At 69.2% G+C, this 16,445-nt stretch carries 15 protein-coding genes and 1 pseudogene; 10 read left to right on the top strand and 6 right to left on the bottom strand.

Going from position 1 to position 16,445, the window contains the following annotated elements; translation table 11 throughout:
• The first annotated feature begins 31 nt into the window (after positions 1–31).
• A complete protein-coding gene (locus C8E87_RS40700; RefSeq protein ID WP_133878668.1) occupies positions 32–1,102 on the top strand; it encodes a hypothetical protein in 1,071 nt (356 codons plus the stop codon).
• Here C8E87_RS40700 and C8E87_RS40695 read toward each other — a convergent pair.
• The 5 genes from C8E87_RS40695 to C8E87_RS44095 all read right to left on the bottom strand — a co-directional run bounded on the left by C8E87_RS40695 (position 1,099) and on the right by C8E87_RS44095 (position 5,915).
• Positions 1,099–1,536: a hypothetical protein gene (locus C8E87_RS40695; RefSeq protein ID WP_133878667.1), complete on the bottom strand. Its 438-nt coding sequence runs from the start codon at positions 1,534–1,536 to the stop codon at positions 1,099–1,101. The genes C8E87_RS40700 and C8E87_RS40695 overlap by 4 nt on opposite strands.
• Before the next feature lie 12 nt (positions 1,537–1,548).
• Positions 1,549–2,424, bottom strand: coding sequence for an NUDIX hydrolase (locus C8E87_RS40690; RefSeq protein WP_133878666.1), 876 nt, complete (start codon positions 2,422–2,424; stop codon positions 1,549–1,551).
• Between the two features lie 74 nt (positions 2,425–2,498).
• The gene (locus tag C8E87_RS40685) at positions 2,499–3,056 is read right to left on the bottom strand and encodes a dTMP kinase (protein WP_133878665.1); all 558 of its coding nucleotides are present in this window, start codon (positions 3,054–3,056) and stop codon (positions 2,499–2,501) included.
• On the bottom strand, positions 3,053–3,982 hold the full coding sequence (locus C8E87_RS40680) for a radical SAM protein (RefSeq protein ID WP_166661444.1): 930 nt from the start codon (positions 3,980–3,982) through the stop codon (positions 3,053–3,055). The genes C8E87_RS40685 and C8E87_RS40680 overlap by 4 nt, the downstream gene beginning before the upstream one ends.
• A 13-nt stretch (positions 3,983–3,995) precedes the next feature.
• Entirely contained in the window at positions 3,996–5,915 is a 1,920-nt protein-coding gene (locus tag C8E87_RS44095; protein ID WP_166661443.1) for an ATP-binding protein, read from the bottom strand.
• Positions 5,916–6,158: 243 nt separating this feature from the next.
• Here C8E87_RS44095 and C8E87_RS40675 point away from each other — a divergent pair, with 243 nt between their 5' ends.
• The 7 genes from C8E87_RS40675 to C8E87_RS40645 all read left to right on the top strand — a co-directional run bounded on the left by C8E87_RS40675 (position 6,159) and on the right by C8E87_RS40645 (position 12,484).
• The gene (locus tag C8E87_RS40675; RefSeq protein WP_133878663.1) at positions 6,159–6,983 is read left to right on the top strand and encodes an alpha/beta fold hydrolase; all 825 of its coding nucleotides are present in this window, start codon (positions 6,159–6,161) and stop codon (positions 6,981–6,983) included.
• 60 nt (positions 6,984–7,043) lie between these two features.
• On the top strand, positions 7,044–8,006 hold the full coding sequence (locus tag C8E87_RS40670) for a S1 family peptidase (RefSeq protein WP_133878662.1): 963 nt from the start codon (positions 7,044–7,046) through the stop codon (positions 8,004–8,006).
• A 116-nt stretch (positions 8,007–8,122) separates the two neighbouring features.
• Entirely contained in the window at positions 8,123–9,109 is a 987-nt protein-coding gene (locus tag C8E87_RS40665; RefSeq protein WP_133878661.1) for an ATP-binding cassette domain-containing protein, read from the top strand.
• The gene (locus tag C8E87_RS40660; protein WP_133878660.1) at positions 9,106–9,933 is read left to right on the top strand and encodes an ABC transporter permease; all 828 of its coding nucleotides are present in this window, start codon (positions 9,106–9,108) and stop codon (positions 9,931–9,933) included. The genes C8E87_RS40665 and C8E87_RS40660 overlap by 4 nt, the downstream gene beginning before the upstream one ends.
• Positions 9,934–10,198: 265 nt before the next feature.
• A complete protein-coding gene (locus C8E87_RS40655; RefSeq protein WP_133873337.1) occupies positions 10,199–11,239 on the top strand; it encodes an IS630 family transposase in 1,041 nt (346 codons plus the stop codon).
• A 9-nt stretch (positions 11,240–11,248) separates the two neighbouring features.
• Positions 11,249–11,566, top strand: coding sequence for a hypothetical protein (locus C8E87_RS40650; RefSeq protein ID WP_133878659.1), 318 nt, complete (start codon positions 11,249–11,251; stop codon positions 11,564–11,566).
• 243 nt (positions 11,567–11,809) lie between these two features.
• A complete protein-coding gene (locus C8E87_RS40645; RefSeq protein WP_133878658.1) occupies positions 11,810–12,484 on the top strand; it encodes a hypothetical protein in 675 nt (224 codons plus the stop codon).
• A gap of 8 nt (positions 12,485–12,492) precedes the next feature.
• Here C8E87_RS40645 and C8E87_RS46140 read toward each other — a convergent pair.
• Positions 12,493–12,773 (bottom strand): annotated as a pseudogene (locus C8E87_RS46140) (hypothetical protein); the annotation flags it as partial.
• A gap of 114 nt (positions 12,774–12,887) precedes the next feature.
• Between C8E87_RS46140 and C8E87_RS44090 the strand changes: the two are divergent.
• Positions 12,888–13,058 carry a hypothetical protein gene (locus C8E87_RS44090; protein WP_166661442.1) on the top strand — a complete coding sequence of 57 codons (171 nt, stop codon included), beginning with the start codon at positions 12,888–12,890 and terminating at the stop codon, positions 13,056–13,058.
• A gap of 65 nt (positions 13,059–13,123) precedes the next feature.
• On the top strand, positions 13,124–16,333 hold the full coding sequence (locus tag C8E87_RS40635) for an ATP-binding protein (protein ID WP_133878657.1): 3,210 nt from the start codon (positions 13,124–13,126) through the stop codon (positions 16,331–16,333).
• The last annotated feature ends 112 nt before the right edge of the window (positions 16,334–16,445 follow it).

Raw genomic sequence — 16,445 nt, 5'->3', positions numbered from 1 at the left:
ACAGTTGCCCCTGCTCTGAGAGGCTGCTCATGTGAGCACGGGAGCCGCGGTGGCCTTCGTCGTCGTGGTGGCGGCGCGTTTCCTGCTTCCGCTGGCCATCCCGTACTACCCGCTGCCCGGCGTCATCGCCTGCCTGGTGCTCGACGGCGTCGACCAGACGATCTTCCAGGCCTTCGGGTACGACCCGCCCGGCTACCAGTCGTACGACAAGGCCATGGACGTGTTCTATCTGTCGATCGCGTACCTGTCGACGCTGCGCAACTGGACCAGCGAACCCGCGTTCCGCATCTCGCGGTTCCTGTTCTACTACCGCCTCGTCGGCGCGCTGATCTTCGAGTTCACCCAGCTGCGGTGGCTGCTGCTGGTGTTCCCCAACGTGTTCGAGTACTTTTTCATCGCGTACGAGACCATTCGTTCCCGCTGGTCGCCGGTGACCCTGCTGATCGGCTGGTGGATGAGCCTGGCCGGCGTGATCTGGGTAGTGATCAAACTGCCGCAGGAGTGGTGGCTGCACGTCGCCCAGCTCGACGTCACCGACGAACTGGCCCGGCACCAGTGGGCCATCGGTCTGCTGGTAGCCCTGGTCGCCGGCCTCGCGGTGCTTTTCCAGCGCGCCGTGCGGCCCCGGCTGCGCCCCGCCGACTGGGACTGGCAGTTCCGCCCCGAGCCGCAGCCCGAAGCCATCGACGAGCCCCACGAGCGCAGCGCCTGGCGCGTGCAGAACGACCGGGTCTGGTCATGGAACACCTTCGAGAAGGCCGTGTTGCTGGGCCTGCTCTGCACCATCTTCGCCCAGATGCTGCCGGACTACACCGGATCGACCACCAACCTGTTCATCGGCGTCGGCATCACCGTCGTCCTCAACGCCGCCGTGTCGCTCGCCGTCGCCCGCCGCAGCTGGACGATCCGCAACACCGTCCTGTCCTTCCTGGCCCGGCTGATGCTGAACGTCGCCCTGGCCACGGTCGCCAACTGGATCCTCGACAACCAGCTCGACGGCTACGACACCCTGTTCTTCCTGGTCATGATCTCCCTGATCACCACGCTGCACGACCGCTGGCGCCCGGTCCACGAATACCGCCGCACCATGGCCACCGCCTAGCGTTCAGACGTGCCTGTGATGACACGGTGCAGACTGGCGGATCGCTTGGTCAGGTCGGCGCGTACCGCTTCTATCTGATCCTCGGTCAGCGGCCCGGTGGCAGAGAGCAGGTGCTGAACCCCGGGTGCGGAGATTCCGGCAACGATCATCTGGCGCCGGAGCCGTTCCCGTCTCTGCTCGACGGAGGCGGGGTCGCGGTACAGGTCCACGGCGAGCGCCCGGATCAGTTCGGTGGCCTGGTCGTAGATGTCGCCGATGGTGTTCAGCTCTCTGCGTGCATTGTCCGCCTGCCGCTGCTCACGGGTTTCCCGCAACGCGGTCTCACTGGCGCGGGCGGATCGGCGCGAGTTGGCCGCGCTGATCGCGGAAATGGTCGCCGATATCGCGGCAATGGTCGTCGAGGAAATCGCTAGTATCTCGGTGAGAGGCGTCATGACCGATCGAGCTCACACGTCGAAGAGCACAAGCTGCCGGGCGGGTACGGACACCGGCTGCGGCGGCGGGTCGGCTCGGTCGAGCTGGTCGGCGAAGGCGTGGCGGAACTGGTCGTCCTCCACCAGCCGGCGGATCAGGACGTCGCTGATCATTCGCATCTTTCCGGCGTTGGGGAGAATCTCGTGGACGCCGTCGACGGTGAGATCGCCGCTCACGTCGGTAACGAGATAGTGGTCCTCCAGACGTCGCCGGACAAGGCCGTCGAGCCTTCGCACGGCGGCGTCGAAATCGCTGAAGTGTGCCTGCTTGACATCGTGACCGGAGCGCTGACGGCGCACCCTCGTGGCAACCAGCGTCGTACGTTTGACGTCGCGAAACAACAGAATGGTGCATGATTCGCCGGATGGTTCGGCGTCGACGACGGCCATGTCGATCTTCAGAAATGAGGCGTGAGACTGGCCGAGCAAGGCAGTGTGAAGCGGGCTGCCGAGCGTGGCCAGTGTTCTGCGTGATGGCTCGAAGAGCCGCCGCGGCAATTTGTCCAGCGGAAAGAAGCGCACCTCGGAGAAGTGCTCGTCGCGCATCGCATGTGCCTTACCGCGGACGTCCTCGAAGACCACCGGCACGTGCGCGTACGGCGTCTCTGTCGTGTAGGTGAAGAAGGTGGGCCCCAGCCTGGCGGTCACCCCGAAGAGACCGGTCTCCTCCAGCAGTTCGCGCCGGGCCGTGATGATCGGCGACTCGTTGAACTCGACGTGCCCGCCCGGCAGCGCCCACAGGCCGTGGCCCGAGGTCTGGAATCGTCGCCCCAGCAGGACTGACGCTTTCCCCGGTTGCTGGTACACCACGCACTGCACGCCGCAGAAGAAGGACTGGTTCGAGGTCATTCAACACATCGATCTTGATCGTCTTCCGGTGTGGTCCGTTCGCGAAGTCTAGGGACCCTGGTGGGTCGCGGCAATCACCCCGAAGCCCGTTGCAGCTCCCGCCAGAGAGACGCCCCGAATCGGGCCACCTGCGACGGCGATCGCGTCGTCGTGTCGATCACGTGGGTATTCCGATACGACCGCATGGTGGCGGCGACCTCGGCTCGAAAAACCGCGTCGACGTCCAGGAGTTGCTCGAACGGGTCCAGGGCGCCGCCGCGTGCCGCCAGCCTGGCGCGGCGCACCGACTCGTCGACATCGAGATAGAACGTCACGTCGGGCATCGGAAGCGGGAGGCCACGCAACTTCTGGGCCAAGGTGCCAGGCACACGAAGGTGCAACGCGTGAGCCGAGGCGGCGAAACGGTCGGCGAGCACGATCTCCGGATCGTGGTGTTCCTCGGCGACAGCCAGAACCCCGGTGAGGTAGTACAAATACCGTGCGCTCGAGTTCAGCTCCCGGAACAGGGCGGTGTCCGCCAAGGTCGTCTTCGGGGGCGGCAACGGCACGTAACGAGCCCCGATCATGTCGGCAAGAAGGCGCCCCACGGTGGTCTTGCCGGCGCCGTCCAGTCCTTCCAGCGCCAGGATCACCGCTGGGACGCCCGGTCAGCCGAAGACCGGCATTGCCGAGCGGAGCCGCGTTCCAGAAGGTCGGCCACTTCGTCGAGCGTCATGCGGCTGGTCAGGCGATCGATGCCGCGGTTGGACATGCAGTTGTAGACGTAACCGTGAGGATCGACCCGGGTGCCGGTCAGCCAGCAGAGATCGAAGTTGCACAGGTAGCGGCAGTAACGCACCTCGAAGTCACCGGCGACATGGTGGAGGTTGGCGTCGCCGAATGCCCCGGCAGGGGTGAACTCGGCAAACTGGCCCAGCGTGAGCCGGGCTTGCTGGAGAAAGTCCTCGTACGGCACCTGGGGCTTCGCTGCCATGACGCCACCTGTGCCGTCAGCGCCGAATGTCTGGACGGCGACGTGCTCGAAGAACTTGATGCTTACGTTCATCGTCTGGGCCAACGCGATCAAGGTACCCACCTCCTGGCGGTTGTACCGGGTGAGCACCGTGTTGAGGTCGACCTCGAGCCCGGCTGCTCGGGCAGTTTCGATCACCTCTCCGACCACGAACGGGGTCGGCAGGCGCCCACGCGACGGACGAGGCTTGGTGGTGTCCAGCGAGTCCACGCCGAGGCGGAGCTTGCGCAGCCCGGCCGCCGCCAACCGGTCGAGCCGGCGGCCATCAGCCAGCAGCCCGTTACTCACCATGGTCACCCGTGCGCACACGTCGGCGGCGAGCGACACGATGTCGTCCAGCTCCGGATGGAGCAGGGGCTCGCCGCCGCTGATCGTCACCTCGGAGACGAGCAATCCGCGGTCCCGGACGGCAGTGCTGACTCGCCTGAGGTCGCCCGGACGGGCGAAAGTGTCCTCCTTGGCCTGGCCTTCGTTGTGGCAGTAGAAGCACGCCAGGTTGCATGCGCCGGTGGTGATCAGGCGCAGCTTCTGGGCTGCCAGTGGCATCCTTCCTCCCGCCCTAGTCGAAGGGGTGTGGCCACGTGCCCGTGAAGAAGGGATTGGTCCACGGCGGAGATGCGCACCAGGCCCGGAAAGCGGACTCGTTCGACAGCCGCGAGTGGTGATACCTGGCCGGCGGCGGGAGGATCGCCGACCACCAGTTCGAGCCGGTGAAGTCGGTGCGTTCGACGTTGCGGCAGGAACGGAAGTCGGCCAGCAGAAGGTCGCACCGGACCAGCCGCCACCCGTCGGCGTCCTGCTCACCGAAGTGGGCACGTTGCATGCGGCAGCCGACCGCATTCACGGGCCGCCCCACCTCGTCCGGCAACGACAGAGCGGAGACGAACTCTTCGGGACGGCTGTCGATCTGGTCCCAGGCGCCGTCGTTGACCCCGTCCCACACGTCGGCCAGGTATTGCGGAAGTGGGTCAGGTAGCGGCGCCAGTGCAGATGCCAGGGCAGGAGCGTGCTTGCTCATGAATCTGGTGGTGGCACCCGTGACGGAGACATCGAGGATGTCTTCGTAACGCCATGATCCGTCGGCCGGCAACAGGTTCAGCGCTGCGTTCTCGGCGGATGCGCGCAACGGCAGGGCCGCTGCCCATCGCCGTGCGGTCTGCCAGCATTCGTAGCCGCCGTGATAGCCGCTCGCCGCCGCGACAGTGCTCAGGCGCAGAGCCTTGAACAGTCCGTCGGCCGCAACTTCCATGGAGCGAACCAACGCCTGCTCGACCTGTGTGGCCACCTCGGCGCCGATGGGCCGGAGCCGTTCCGGATCGGGTCCCTGCAACGACAGGTCTTGAAAGATCAAAGCTGCGTCCGCGGACAGTTGAGCGCTGAGCGTTCCGATCACCGGTCCGAGGTATCCGCTTGAGGCAAAGTCGTTGCCTCGCAGTGCGATCAGCTTTTGATGAACATCTGCTTTCAGCTCCCCACGGTCGCTGATGTCGACGAGCGCCTTGAGTACGGACGTCCGAGGCGGCCGGGAAATCGTGTCCCGGGAGTGCCCCGTCAGCAGCGTCCGCAATGCTCTCGCACCGGCGACGTCGCTCCAGGCCGGCCGGTCCGACTGCACCTGGTTGTCCTCCCATCGCAGAGGCCCACCGATCTGCGCACGCACGATATCCCAGGTGAAACCCGGCCCGAGCGCCGCCGTGACTTCTTCACCGCCAAGAGCGAACTCTCCCGTGAGCAGCATTCGGGTGCCCATGAGATCCCACAGCCCTTGCCGGACGATGCGAGCGGACGCATCATTGGCGGTCTCGATCCAGCGGTGAGCCAGCAGGTCCCGTAGAACCGATCCGATCAGTGTGGTGTGCTCGCGAGCCAGTTCCGATGCCATCGCCAGCACGCCGGAGCAGCGCAGCGCCGGATCGTCGAAATCCTCGGGAGTGAGCCCGATCTGCTTGCAGACGTCCGCGAGCTCCGTCGACGTGAACGGCCGAATCTCGTGGACGGCGACAGCTATGCCTGGAGTGCCTCCCCGCAACAGCGACTCGGGACGCACGCGATACGCGCGCTGGAAACGACGGCGCCACTCGGCCCCGTAAGCGAGAATGAGCCGTGACAGACCACTGGCGAACATCGCCGGCAACACGCGGTCCAGGATGGTGAATGCGGCCTGGAACTGATCCCGCTCGGGTATGCGGTCGAGATGGTCGATGAGAACGATATTTGTATCGGCCTGTCGCAGGAGCTCTCGCCATTCGACCAATGACAGATCGACGAGCTGCGCCCTGAGACCGGAGCGGCGACAGGCGGGAGCGAGGTGGCGCAGCAGGGTGGACTTCCCTGCATCGTCCGGGCCGCAGACGATGTCGATTCGTCGGCGAGGGTCGGCGACGAGATCAGCGAGCACCGTACACAAGTCAGGATCCGCGACCGTCGGGATCGGCAGCAGACCGGGAGGCAAGACGGCGTCCCCATCGTTGCTCGTCACTCGACCTCCGGAGACCCGAGGAGAACTCGCGTACACATTGTGACCGAAGGAGTCTGCCAGAGCTACATCGCAAGTGCTTCAGGCCGCTCGGGACGTCGTTCTACGTCACCGTGGCGGCCGCCTCTCGCACCGGCGCCTTGTGACACGCGTACGGGAAATGGTTGTTCATCACGTGTTCTGGTTCTTGAGCGGCCGCCGGGCATAGCTTGAGGGGCGAAACACCAACCGCGAAGGGGGACCGCCATGGGCTACGTGACCACTGACGACGGGGTGGAGATCTTTTACAAGGACTGGGGGAGTGGGCAGCCGATCGTGTTCAGTCACGGGTGGCCGCTGTCGGCCGACGACTGGGACACGCAGATGCTGTTCTTCCTGCAGCACGGCTACCGGGTGATCGCGCACGACCGGCGGGGGCACGGGCGGTCGACTCAGGTCGGTGACGGCCACGACATGGACCACTACGCCGACGACCTGGCCGCCCTCACCGCGCATCTCGATCTGCGGGATGCGATTCATGTGGGGCACTCGACCGGTGGCGGCGAGGTCGCGCACTACATCGGGCGCCACGGTGAGAGCCGGGTCGCGCGGGCCGTGCTGATCAGCGCCGTCCCGCCGCTCATGGTGCAGACCGAGGCCAACCCGGGTGGCCTGCCCAAGAGCGTCTTCGACGACCTGCAGGCGCAGGTCGCGGCGAACCGGTCGGAGTTCTACCGGGCGCTGCCGTCGGGGCCGTTCTACGGGTTCAACCGGCCCGGCGTCGAGTCGTCCGAGGCGATCATCGAGAACTGGTGGCGTCAGGGCATGATGGGCGGCGCCAAGGCCCACTACGACGGGATCGTCGCGTTCAGCCAGACCGACTTCACCGAGGACCTTCGCAAGATCACCGTCCCGACGCTGGTCATGCACGGCGACGACGACCAGATCGTGCCGTACGCCGACTCGGCGCCGCTCAGTGCCCAGCTGCTCAAGAACGGGACGCTCAAGACGTACGCCGGTTTCCCGCACGGCATGCCGACCACGCAGGCCGGCACCATCAACGCCGACCTCCTGGCGTGGCTCAAGTCCTGACCCCGTGCGACACCAGCGGCGCGGTCCGTGATTGGCGTTTTGTTACTACAGTCGTCCGCGATGAAGACGCTATCGAGGGTCGTCGTCGCGCTGGTGGCCGCAACGCTGGGCGCCGGGGCTCTGATCAGCCCGGCCCACGCGATTGCGAACGGTGAGGACGTCGATGACGGACAGTACGCGTTCGCGGTGAAGCTGACCGACATCGGCATCCCCACCAAGAACGGCGGCAAACGCAACAGCTCCTGCTCGGGCGGGTTGATCTCGCCGCGCTGGGTGCTCACGGCCGGTCACTGCTTCAAGGACGAGAACGATCGCCGGGTGTCGCGGCCGGTCGCCGACCGTACGGTCGCCACGATCGGCCGCGCGGATCTGACCGGTAAGGCCGGGTTCAGCGCGAACGTCGTCGAGGTGCGCCAGCACGGCGACGCCGACGTCGCGCTGGCCCGGCTCGACCGGCCGATCAAGGGCGTGCCGCTGATGCGTCTGAACCGCAAGAAGCCCGTCAAGGGGCAGAAGGTCCGGCTCGTCGGGTTCGGGCTCACCGACGGCAAGGACAAACAGACCACCGTACGGCTGCAGACCGGCCTGTTCGAGATCACCCGTACCTCGAAGCTCGAGATGGGCGTCATCGGCAGGTCCCCGCGCGACGACACCAGCGCCTGCCCGCACGACTCCGGCGGCCCGTACTTCGTCGGCGGCCCGACCGGCTCGCCCACCGTGGTCGGCGTGGTCAGCCGCGGCCCGACCTGCCCGCACAGCGGCGCCGACACCTCGGCCCGGGTCGACGCCATCGCCCCGTGGATTCTCTCGGTGATCGGCGCCGACCTGCGCACCGCCGCCGCCAAGCCGACCACCAAACCCCCGGAACCACCTTCCCCCGTACGGGCGGAACCGCGCGCGGCCGAGCCCGACGAACCCGTTCCACCGCTGCTGTGGGTGGCCGCCCTGCCGATCGTGCTGCTGATCGGCGCGCTCGTGATGTGGACGGCGAAACCGCGCAAGGGCTCCCACCGCCGCCGTTAGCAGGCACAACAGCACCGTGTCAGGCGGTGTCAGCGGCATGTGCGCGCGATGTCAGCGCCGTCCGCGAGTCTCTTCCCCGTGGGCAGCCGCTGCCCGCGACGGAGGGGGACTTCACCATGAACGATCTCGTGGTGCGCGCCGAGGGGCTGCGCAAACGGTTCGGCAAGACGCTGGCGCTCGACGGGGTGGACCTGGCGATGCGCCGCGGAACGGTGCTGGGCGTGCTCGGCCCTAACGGCGCCGGCAAGACCACAGCCGTACGGGTTCTGGCGACGTTGCTGCGGCCCGACGAGGGCTACGCCGAGGTGGCCGGGATCGACGTGCTCAAGGAGCCGGCCCGGGTGCGCCGCCGGATCGGGCTGACCGGGCAGTACGCCAGTGTCGACGAGGACCTGACCGGCACCCAGAACCTGGTGCTGATCGGCCAGCTGCTCGACCTTCCCACCCGCGACGCGAAACGACGCGCGGCCGAGCTGCTCGACTGGTTCGACCTGGCCGAGGCGGCGGGACGGCCGGCGAAGACGTACTCCGGTGGCATGCGCCGCCGCCTGGACCTGGCCGCCAGCCTGGTCGGGCACCCCGAGGTGATCTTCCTGGACGAGCCGACCACCGGCCTCGACCCGGCCAAGCGCGAGGACATGTGGGGTGTCGTGCGCAGCCAGGTCACCCAGGGGGCCAGTGTGCTGCTGACCACGCAGTACCTGGAGGAGGCGGACGCTCTGGCCGACGAGATCGTGGTCGTTGACCACGGGCGGGTCATCGCGCACGACAACCCCGACGGCCTCAAACGACGCGTCGGGGGTCTGACCTTGCGCGTACGCCCGGCCGACCCGGCCCGGGTGCCCGATGCGCTGCGGATTCTCGACGCCGTGGCCGCCCCCGGCGCCAACGCTTCCACCGACACGGCCGCCGGCGCCCGGCCCGGCGCGGTCAGCGTGCCCGTCAAGGACGACCTGGCCCTCGACGTGGTCGTGCCCGCCCTGCGTCAGGCCGGCGTCGAGGTGGTCGACCTCGGCCTGCACCTGCCCAGCCTCGACGAGGTCTTCCACACCCTCACCGACGGCGCCCCGAACACCCCCGTCAAGGAAGGTGAGCTCGTATGACCACGCTCGACGTGCCCGTCCGCAACATCACCGGCGACATCGACAAGCCCCGCGGCGGCGCGGCGGCCGCCCTCATGCGCCACAGCGCGGCCCTGGCCCGGCGAAGTCTGATCAAGACCATCCGTACGCCGGAGGCCCTGATCGACGTCACTCTGCAGCCGGTCATCTTCCTGCTGCTGTTCACCTACCTGTTCGGCGGCGCCCTGTCCGGCGGCGACCGCGGAGCGTACCTGCAGTTCCTGCTGCCCGGTCTGCTCGCGCAGTCGCTCGCCATGGGCGGCATCGCCCTCGGTCAGAACCTCAACGCCGACATCGAGAAGGGCGTCTTCGACCGTTTCCGCTCGCTGCCCGTGGCCCGTTCCGCCCCGCTGGTGGGCGCGGTCGCCGCCGACGTCGTGCGTTACCTGACCGTCTGCGTGGTCATGCTCGGCTTCGGCTACGTGATGGGTTTCCGCGTCGAAACCGGCTTCGTCCCCGCCGTGGCCGCGGTGGCCCTGGCCATCGGTTTCGGCCTGTGCTTCTGCTGGATCTCGGTCTGGGTCGGCATGATGGTCCGCACCCCCGGCGCCGTGCAGGGCGTCATGTTCCTGCTGGTCTTCCCGCTCGGTTTCGGCAGCAACGTCTTCGTCGCCACCGACACCCTGCCGGGCTGGCTGCAGGCCTTCGTCCACGTCAACCCGATCACGCCGCTGGTCAGCTCGATCCGGGGTCTGCTGATCGGCGGACCGGTCGCCAACCACCTGCTGCTCACGCTGGCGTGGATGGCCGGCCTGCTGGTGCTCTTCGTGCCGCTGGCCCTGCGGGCCTACGCCCGCCGAGCCTGAAGCAATCGGCGTCGCAGGGCCGGTCCGGGACAGTCGCCGGGCCGGCCCTGCCCGTGCCCCATCTCTGTCATGCCGGCCGGATCAGCCTGCCTCTTCCGGGGTGTGCAGTTCCACTAAGCGTGTAGTCAGAAGTGCGGTACGTAACTAGTGACGGGCTGTCCGCGAACACGCTCAGCGAGAGGGACATACCAACGTAAAGACCCCGCCGTGGGTTCGGATCAGGTTTCCACACAAGAGCCTGAACCCCGACGAGGTCACCGCCAGTATGCGCCCCGCGCACGTGTATGCCAGCATGTCCGAACAGCAACACACCGAACTGATTACGGCCCTGCACGGCCCGTGGCGTAACGCCACCCGGATCATGATGGTGGTGCTGTCCGCGGCCGGCTGGTCCGCCAGCGAGATCGCGGATCTGCTGCACTACGACCCGAAAACCGTTCGCGGCTGGATCGCCCGCCACCACGCTGAAGGCCTCGCGGGGTTACCCGACCGGCCCCGACCGGGACGGCCCCGTAAAGGCAGCCGGCGTCTCGGCGACCGCATCCACACCCTGCTGCAGACACCCCGGTCCTGGACCACCTCCCGGATCTGGAAAGCGCTGGGCCGGCCCCAGCTGAGCATGTCCACGATGCGCCGCCGCATCAAAGAGCAAGCCCGCTGGGCCCGGCCCCGCTTGATCGCCAAAAGCGACCCGAACCGCGACACCATCTGCGCCCAGATCCGCGAACGCATCACCGCCCTACCAGCCGGCAGCGTGGTCCTGGCCGAGGACGAGACCCACCTCGACCTGCTCGCCCGGGTCCGCGCCTGCTGGATGCCCACCGGCCTGCGACACCGGATCCTGACCCCAGGTACCAACGTGCGCCGCACGGTGCACGGCGCGGTCAACCTGCTCACCGGCACCGTGCACCACCACATCAGCGTCAAGAACGTCTCGGTCGTCTTCTGCTACTTCCTGCAGCAACTACTCGACGCCTACCCCAACGCCCCGGTCATCGCCGTGATCTGCGACAACGGCAGCACCCACCACTCCAAAATCACTCAACGGTGGCTCGCCGAGCATCCCCGCATCCAGGTCATCGAAGGCGCGAAATACAGCCCCCAAGACAATCCAGTCGAACGACTCTGGGCCGCGATGAAACGACAGATCGCCAATACCGCGACCGCGACCATCACCGACCGCGTCCAGCAAGCCCACGCGTTCTTCCGCCACCGCACCGACGCCCAGAACTTGGCCACCGCGGCACCCTGGACCTCGCCCTGGCTACCCCAGGGTTACGGGAAGGAGTTCTGGCCAGGGGCTTAGGATCGGCGCGTGCAGATCACGGGGTTGCGGGGTGCGAGCCGCTGGCTGGTCATCGCCGCTGCCGTGGTTCTCGCGGGTTTGCTGGTCTTCCCGGTGCAGGCGCCGGAACCCGGCGGCGACCACCCGCCCAACATGAACTGCGGCAACGTCTTCTGGTTGACCCCGCCCCAGCCGGATCGCGTCGACCCCGACTACGAGTGGTACCGCGACAAGATGGACCGGGGTTGCCGGGGCGCACGCGTGACCAGGGTCGTCTTCATTGTCCTTGTCCCCGTCGTCACGGGGTTCGGCCTCTCCCTGCTCCGCCGCCGCCAGCAGTCCTGGTAGCACGGTGCCGAGCCGGGGCGGCTGCGGGCGCTGGACCGCTTCACCGAGGGGACGGAGTTCTCCGCGTTCGTGTCGCGGCGCTGACTCCCTGGGCGGTCGGCTGCGGGCCGCCCCGGCCGAACAGGACAGTCAGGTCACCGGCCCGGCCCGGCCCGGCCCGGTGCGGAGCCTGGACACTAAGCAGTCCAGCGCGGAGCCTGGGCGCGTAGGCAGTAGCGCCCGGCCGCCAGGAATACTGGCCCTGTGACTCCCCAACCGCCGACGCGTTCGCAGCGGGCGGCTCAGGTCCTGGCCGGCAGTCTGGTCTTCGTCGTGATCGGGGCTGTCGCCAATGTGCTGCAGATCTTCAGCTTCGGCACCGGCTGGGATCTGCCGGACATCATCGAACGCCTGCGCCCGCCCGCCACCACGGCGCCGGCTGGGCCGCCCGCCACCGGGACGCCCGCCTCGAAGAAGCCGACGGCCAAGGCGAGCAGCGCCGCGCCTACCGGGAAACCCAAGGCGCGTACGACCACGACGCGGCCCCCGCAGACTTCCGCTCCCGAGGCGCTCACCGTCCCGTCCGACGCGGAGATCAAGAGCTGCCTCGAGCAGCGGGTGGGCTGGGACACCGCGCAGGAGGCCTACGGGGTCACCGAGGCCGACCTCGGCGCCCGCGTCACGGTGCGGATCAAGGTGTCGCCGGCCGACAAGGCTTATACCTTCTGGCAGACCGATGAGGACTGTGCGCTGCGGGCAGTGGTGCGGGTCAGCCCGGGTCAGAGCCGGACCATCACGACGTGGGGTGGCGCCATGTGGGATCTGGCGCGCGGGTCTGCTGACCCCCGCGTGGACGGGCCGGGGCCGATCAGCCGCCCGCGCTCGGCAGACCTCTTCACCTTCGAGGTCGGCAGCACGACCGTTCGCTACAGCTTCTGACAGTAAGTGCGGCCGCCCGAGCAGGCCAGGTTGAAGCGGTGCTGAATGCCGGGCAGGGTTGCTTTCGGTAGCGAGGCGTTCGCGGAGCGATGACGGAGGAAGTCGTTGCCGTTCGCCGCGGACCAGCCGGGAAATGTCTGTTCCTGCCCGTTCGCGTCGGTGACGGGACGGTACGCGCCGCGCCCTCGCCCGAGATGAGGCTGTCACCGAGAGTGAGGGCGGCGGTGGGTGGCGCGGCCTGAGCAGGGGCGGCGGGGATGATCAGGGTGAGGGCGGCGAGGATGGCGATGCGACGCCGCGGGGACACGCTGCCTCCGGCGCATCCGGAACTCCGATCCGATCGTCCACTTCGGCGCTCGTCAATGTTTTGCCGGGGCGCGCGCGGAGGGTACGGTTTGCGGTCATGACCGAAAGCAACAACCAGCAGTCCGGCCGGCACGCCGCGAAGCCGGACGATCTCGGGGATCGTTCCACCGTCAACATCAAGAAGTATCTGTTGAAGGACGAGGAGCTGGAGCGTCGCGCGGCCGCCGAGAGCCAGGGCCGGCACGCCGCCCCGGAGGCGCAGAGCTGAGCCGTTGAGCCGGCACGAACCTCCCCGGGTTGGGTCCGCCCGGCCCGGCGCGGGAGGATCGTCGTGTGGGTGAGCACGGGGACTCGGGCGCGCGGTTGCGCGTGACGCTGCTCGGCGCCTTCGAGGTGCGCCGCGGCGACACCGTGGTGCCGGTGCCCGGGGCCCGGCTCAGAAGCCTTCTCGTACGCCTCGCCCTGGCCGGCGGCCGGCCCGTCGAACCCGCCGCCCTGGTCGGCGCGCTCTGGCCCGGCGAGGTGCCGTCCGACCCGGTCAACTCCCTGCAGTCGCTGGTGTCCCGGCTGCGCCGCGTGCTCGGCTCGGCGGGCCTGGTCACGCAGAACGAGGCCGGTTACCGGCTCGAGGTGCTTCCCGACGACGTCGACGTGCTGCGCTTCGAACGGCTGGCCGCCGCGGGCCGGGCGTGCTTGCGGGCCGGGGACGCGCGGGAAGCCGTACGGGTGCTGGGCGAAGCCCTGAGTCTGTGGGCCGGGCCGCCGATCGCGGGGGCGGCCGCCCGGCTGGGGGCGATCCGGGCCGAGGCGGTCGACGACCTGGCCGAGGCCGAGCTCGCGACGGGTGAACCGGCCGCGGCCGCCGCCCGCCTGACGTCCCGGCTGACCGAGGATCCCGTGCACGAGCGGGCGGCCGCGCTGCTGATGGACGCGCTCGCCGCCCAGGGTCGGCAAGCCGAGGCTCTCGCGGTGTTCGAGACCGCGCGCGCGGCGCTGGCCGACCAGCTCGGCGCGGACCCCGGGGCAGCGCTGCGTGAGCGCCACGTGCGGCTGCTGCGTTCCGGGGCCACTGCCACCTCTGAGCCCGTACGGGAATCTCGGAGCAACCTGCCGGCGCCGCTGACCAGCTTCGTCGGGCGCGACGACGACCTGGCCCGGATCGACACGCTGCTCGCTGCCGGCCGGCTCGTCACCGTGCTCGGCCCCGGCGGCGCGGGCAAGACCCGGCTTGCGATCGAGGCGGCCCGGCGCCGTGGCCACGAGTTCCGCGACGGCGTGTGGCTGGTCGACCTGGCGGCCGTCACCGAACCCGCGAAGGTCGGCGCGGCCCTGCTCACCGCGGCCGGGCGGCGCGGCGCGGCGATGTTCGAACCGTCGGCCAAGCTGCGGGTCGAGGCGGGCGAGCTCGACGTGCTGGTCGAGCAGTTCGGGGGCCGCGAGACGCTGCTCGTGGTCGACAACTGCGAGCACCTGGTCGACGCGGTCGCGCACCTGATCGCGGCGCTGCTGCCGCGCTGCTCCGGGATCCGGGTGCTGGCCACCAGCCGGGAGCCGCTGGCGGTCGACGGCGAGGCGCTGGTGCCGCTCGGGCCGCTGGCGATGCCCGGCCCGGACGACACCGTCGAGCAGGCCCGGCGTACGGCGTCGGTGCGCCTGTTCACCGAACGGGCAGCCGCCGTCCGCCCGGGTTTCGACGTGGACACCTCCACCCTCGACGACATCCGCCGGGTCACCACCGCGCTCGACGGCCTGCCGCTGGCCCTCGAGCTGGCCGCGGCCCGGCTGCGCACGATGTCGCTGGCCGAGCTGACCGCGGGGCTGTCCGACCGGTTCCGGCTGCTCACCACGGGTAACCGCACCGCGGTGCCGCGCCACCGGACGTTGCGCTCCGTCATCGCCTGGAGCTGGGACCTGCTGAGCGGCCACGAGCGCACGGTGGCCGAACGGATCTCCGTGCTGCCCGGCGGCGTCACCGCGGACACGGCGGCGGCGGTCTGTGCCGGCACCCCCGTGCCCGCCGCCGAGATCCCCGACCTGCTCGCCGCGCTCGTCGACCGTTCCCTGCTGCAGCTGGCGCCCGACGCGGGCCGTTACCGGATGCTGGAGACCCTGCGCGAGTACGGCGCCGAACGGCTGGCCGAGCAGGGCGCGCTCGACGACACCCGGGGTCTGGCCGCCCGGCACCTGGCCCGGCTGATGGCCCGCCTCGACCCCGAACTGCGCGGCCCCGGCCAGGTGGGCGCGCTGCGGGTACTTGGCGCCGAGTACGACAACGCGCTGGCCGGGCTGCGGCACCTGTGCGACGCCGGTGACGCCGGCGCCGCCCTCACGCTGGCTCTCGACCTGGCCTGGTACTGGCAGATGTTCGGCCGGCACAACGAGGCCGCGTACTGGATCGGCGAGGCGCTGGCGCTGCCTCCGGCCGGCCCGTCGTGGCGGCGGGACTGCGCCGTGGCGTTGCAGATGCTCAACAAGATCAGCACCCGCTCGCTGATGAGCGCCGAGCAACTGCAGCAGCGCGAGAACGAGATGCGGGCGCTGGCCGAGCGGCTTCTGGCCCACCCCGAGCTGCCGGGGCTGATGGGCGCCATGGCCGGCATGACGCTTTTCTTCGTACGGGAGAACGATGCCGCCCAGATCGTGCTCGGCCGGCTCGCCGAGGGGCCGGACGTCTGGACGGCCGGGCTGGCACACCTGATCCGCGCCCAGTTCGCCGAGAACGAGGGCAACCTGCAGCAGGTGCGGGTCGACCTGACCGCCGCGCTCGACTGTTTCGGCCGGGCCGGCGACCGCTGGGGCGTGGCCACCGCGCTGCCGATGCGGGCGTTGCTGCGCCAGTACGACGGTGACCTCGACGGAGCGCTGGACGACCTGCGGCAGGCCCGTTCGCTGGCCCACGAGTTCGGCACGCTGAGCCTGACCGACGAGGTCTTCATCGACCTGCGCTGGATCGACCTGCACATGCGCCGCGGCGACGACCACCTGGCGATCGCGATGCTGGAGTCCACCCGCGAACGCATGACGAGGTCGGCCTCGCCCGAGCTGAGCGTGCTGCTCAACGCGCTGGAGGGTGGCATGTGGATCCGGCTCGGCGAACTGGACCGCGCCGGCCTGCTGCTCGACCGGGCCGAGGCCGAGATGGCGGCCGAGCCCGAACTGGGCGGCGACCACGGCCGGGCCATCGCCGGCGCCATGCGGGCCAACCTGTGCCTGCGCCGGGGCGACACCGAGGGCGCCGAGAAGGCCTTGATCAGCGCGTACGCGGCGGGCCTGGAAAGCCGGGACATGCCGATCCTGTCGCTGGTCGCGGTGACGGCCGCCGGGCTGGCCGAGCTGCGCGACCGGCCCCACGAGGCGGCCCGGTTGCTGGGCGCCGCCGCCCGGCTGCGCGGCGCGCACGACCGCACCGATCCGCACATCCGCGAGCTGACCACGCGTAGTCGTGAGGCGCTCGGGGAGGACGTGTTCGAGGAGGCGTACAGGCAAGGGTGGGCTCTGGACGGTAAGGCAGCGTCCGCCGAAGTGGGCCGCTTGTCGCGTTGATTGCCCACTCGGGAACATACGCGGCCCTTTTGTGACCGGGACATTGACGCTTCGCAACGCCGAGTTAACAATCCCCAGAGAGCGCTTTCCCAGCGCGCCGCTCGGTCATCCC

The sequence above is a fragment of the Paractinoplanes brasiliensis genome, from assembly GCF_004362215.1.
GTDB classification, from domain to species: domain Bacteria; phylum Actinomycetota; class Actinomycetes; order Mycobacteriales; family Micromonosporaceae; genus Actinoplanes; species Actinoplanes brasiliensis.
This window is presented reverse-complemented; position numbering and strand designations above follow the sequence as displayed.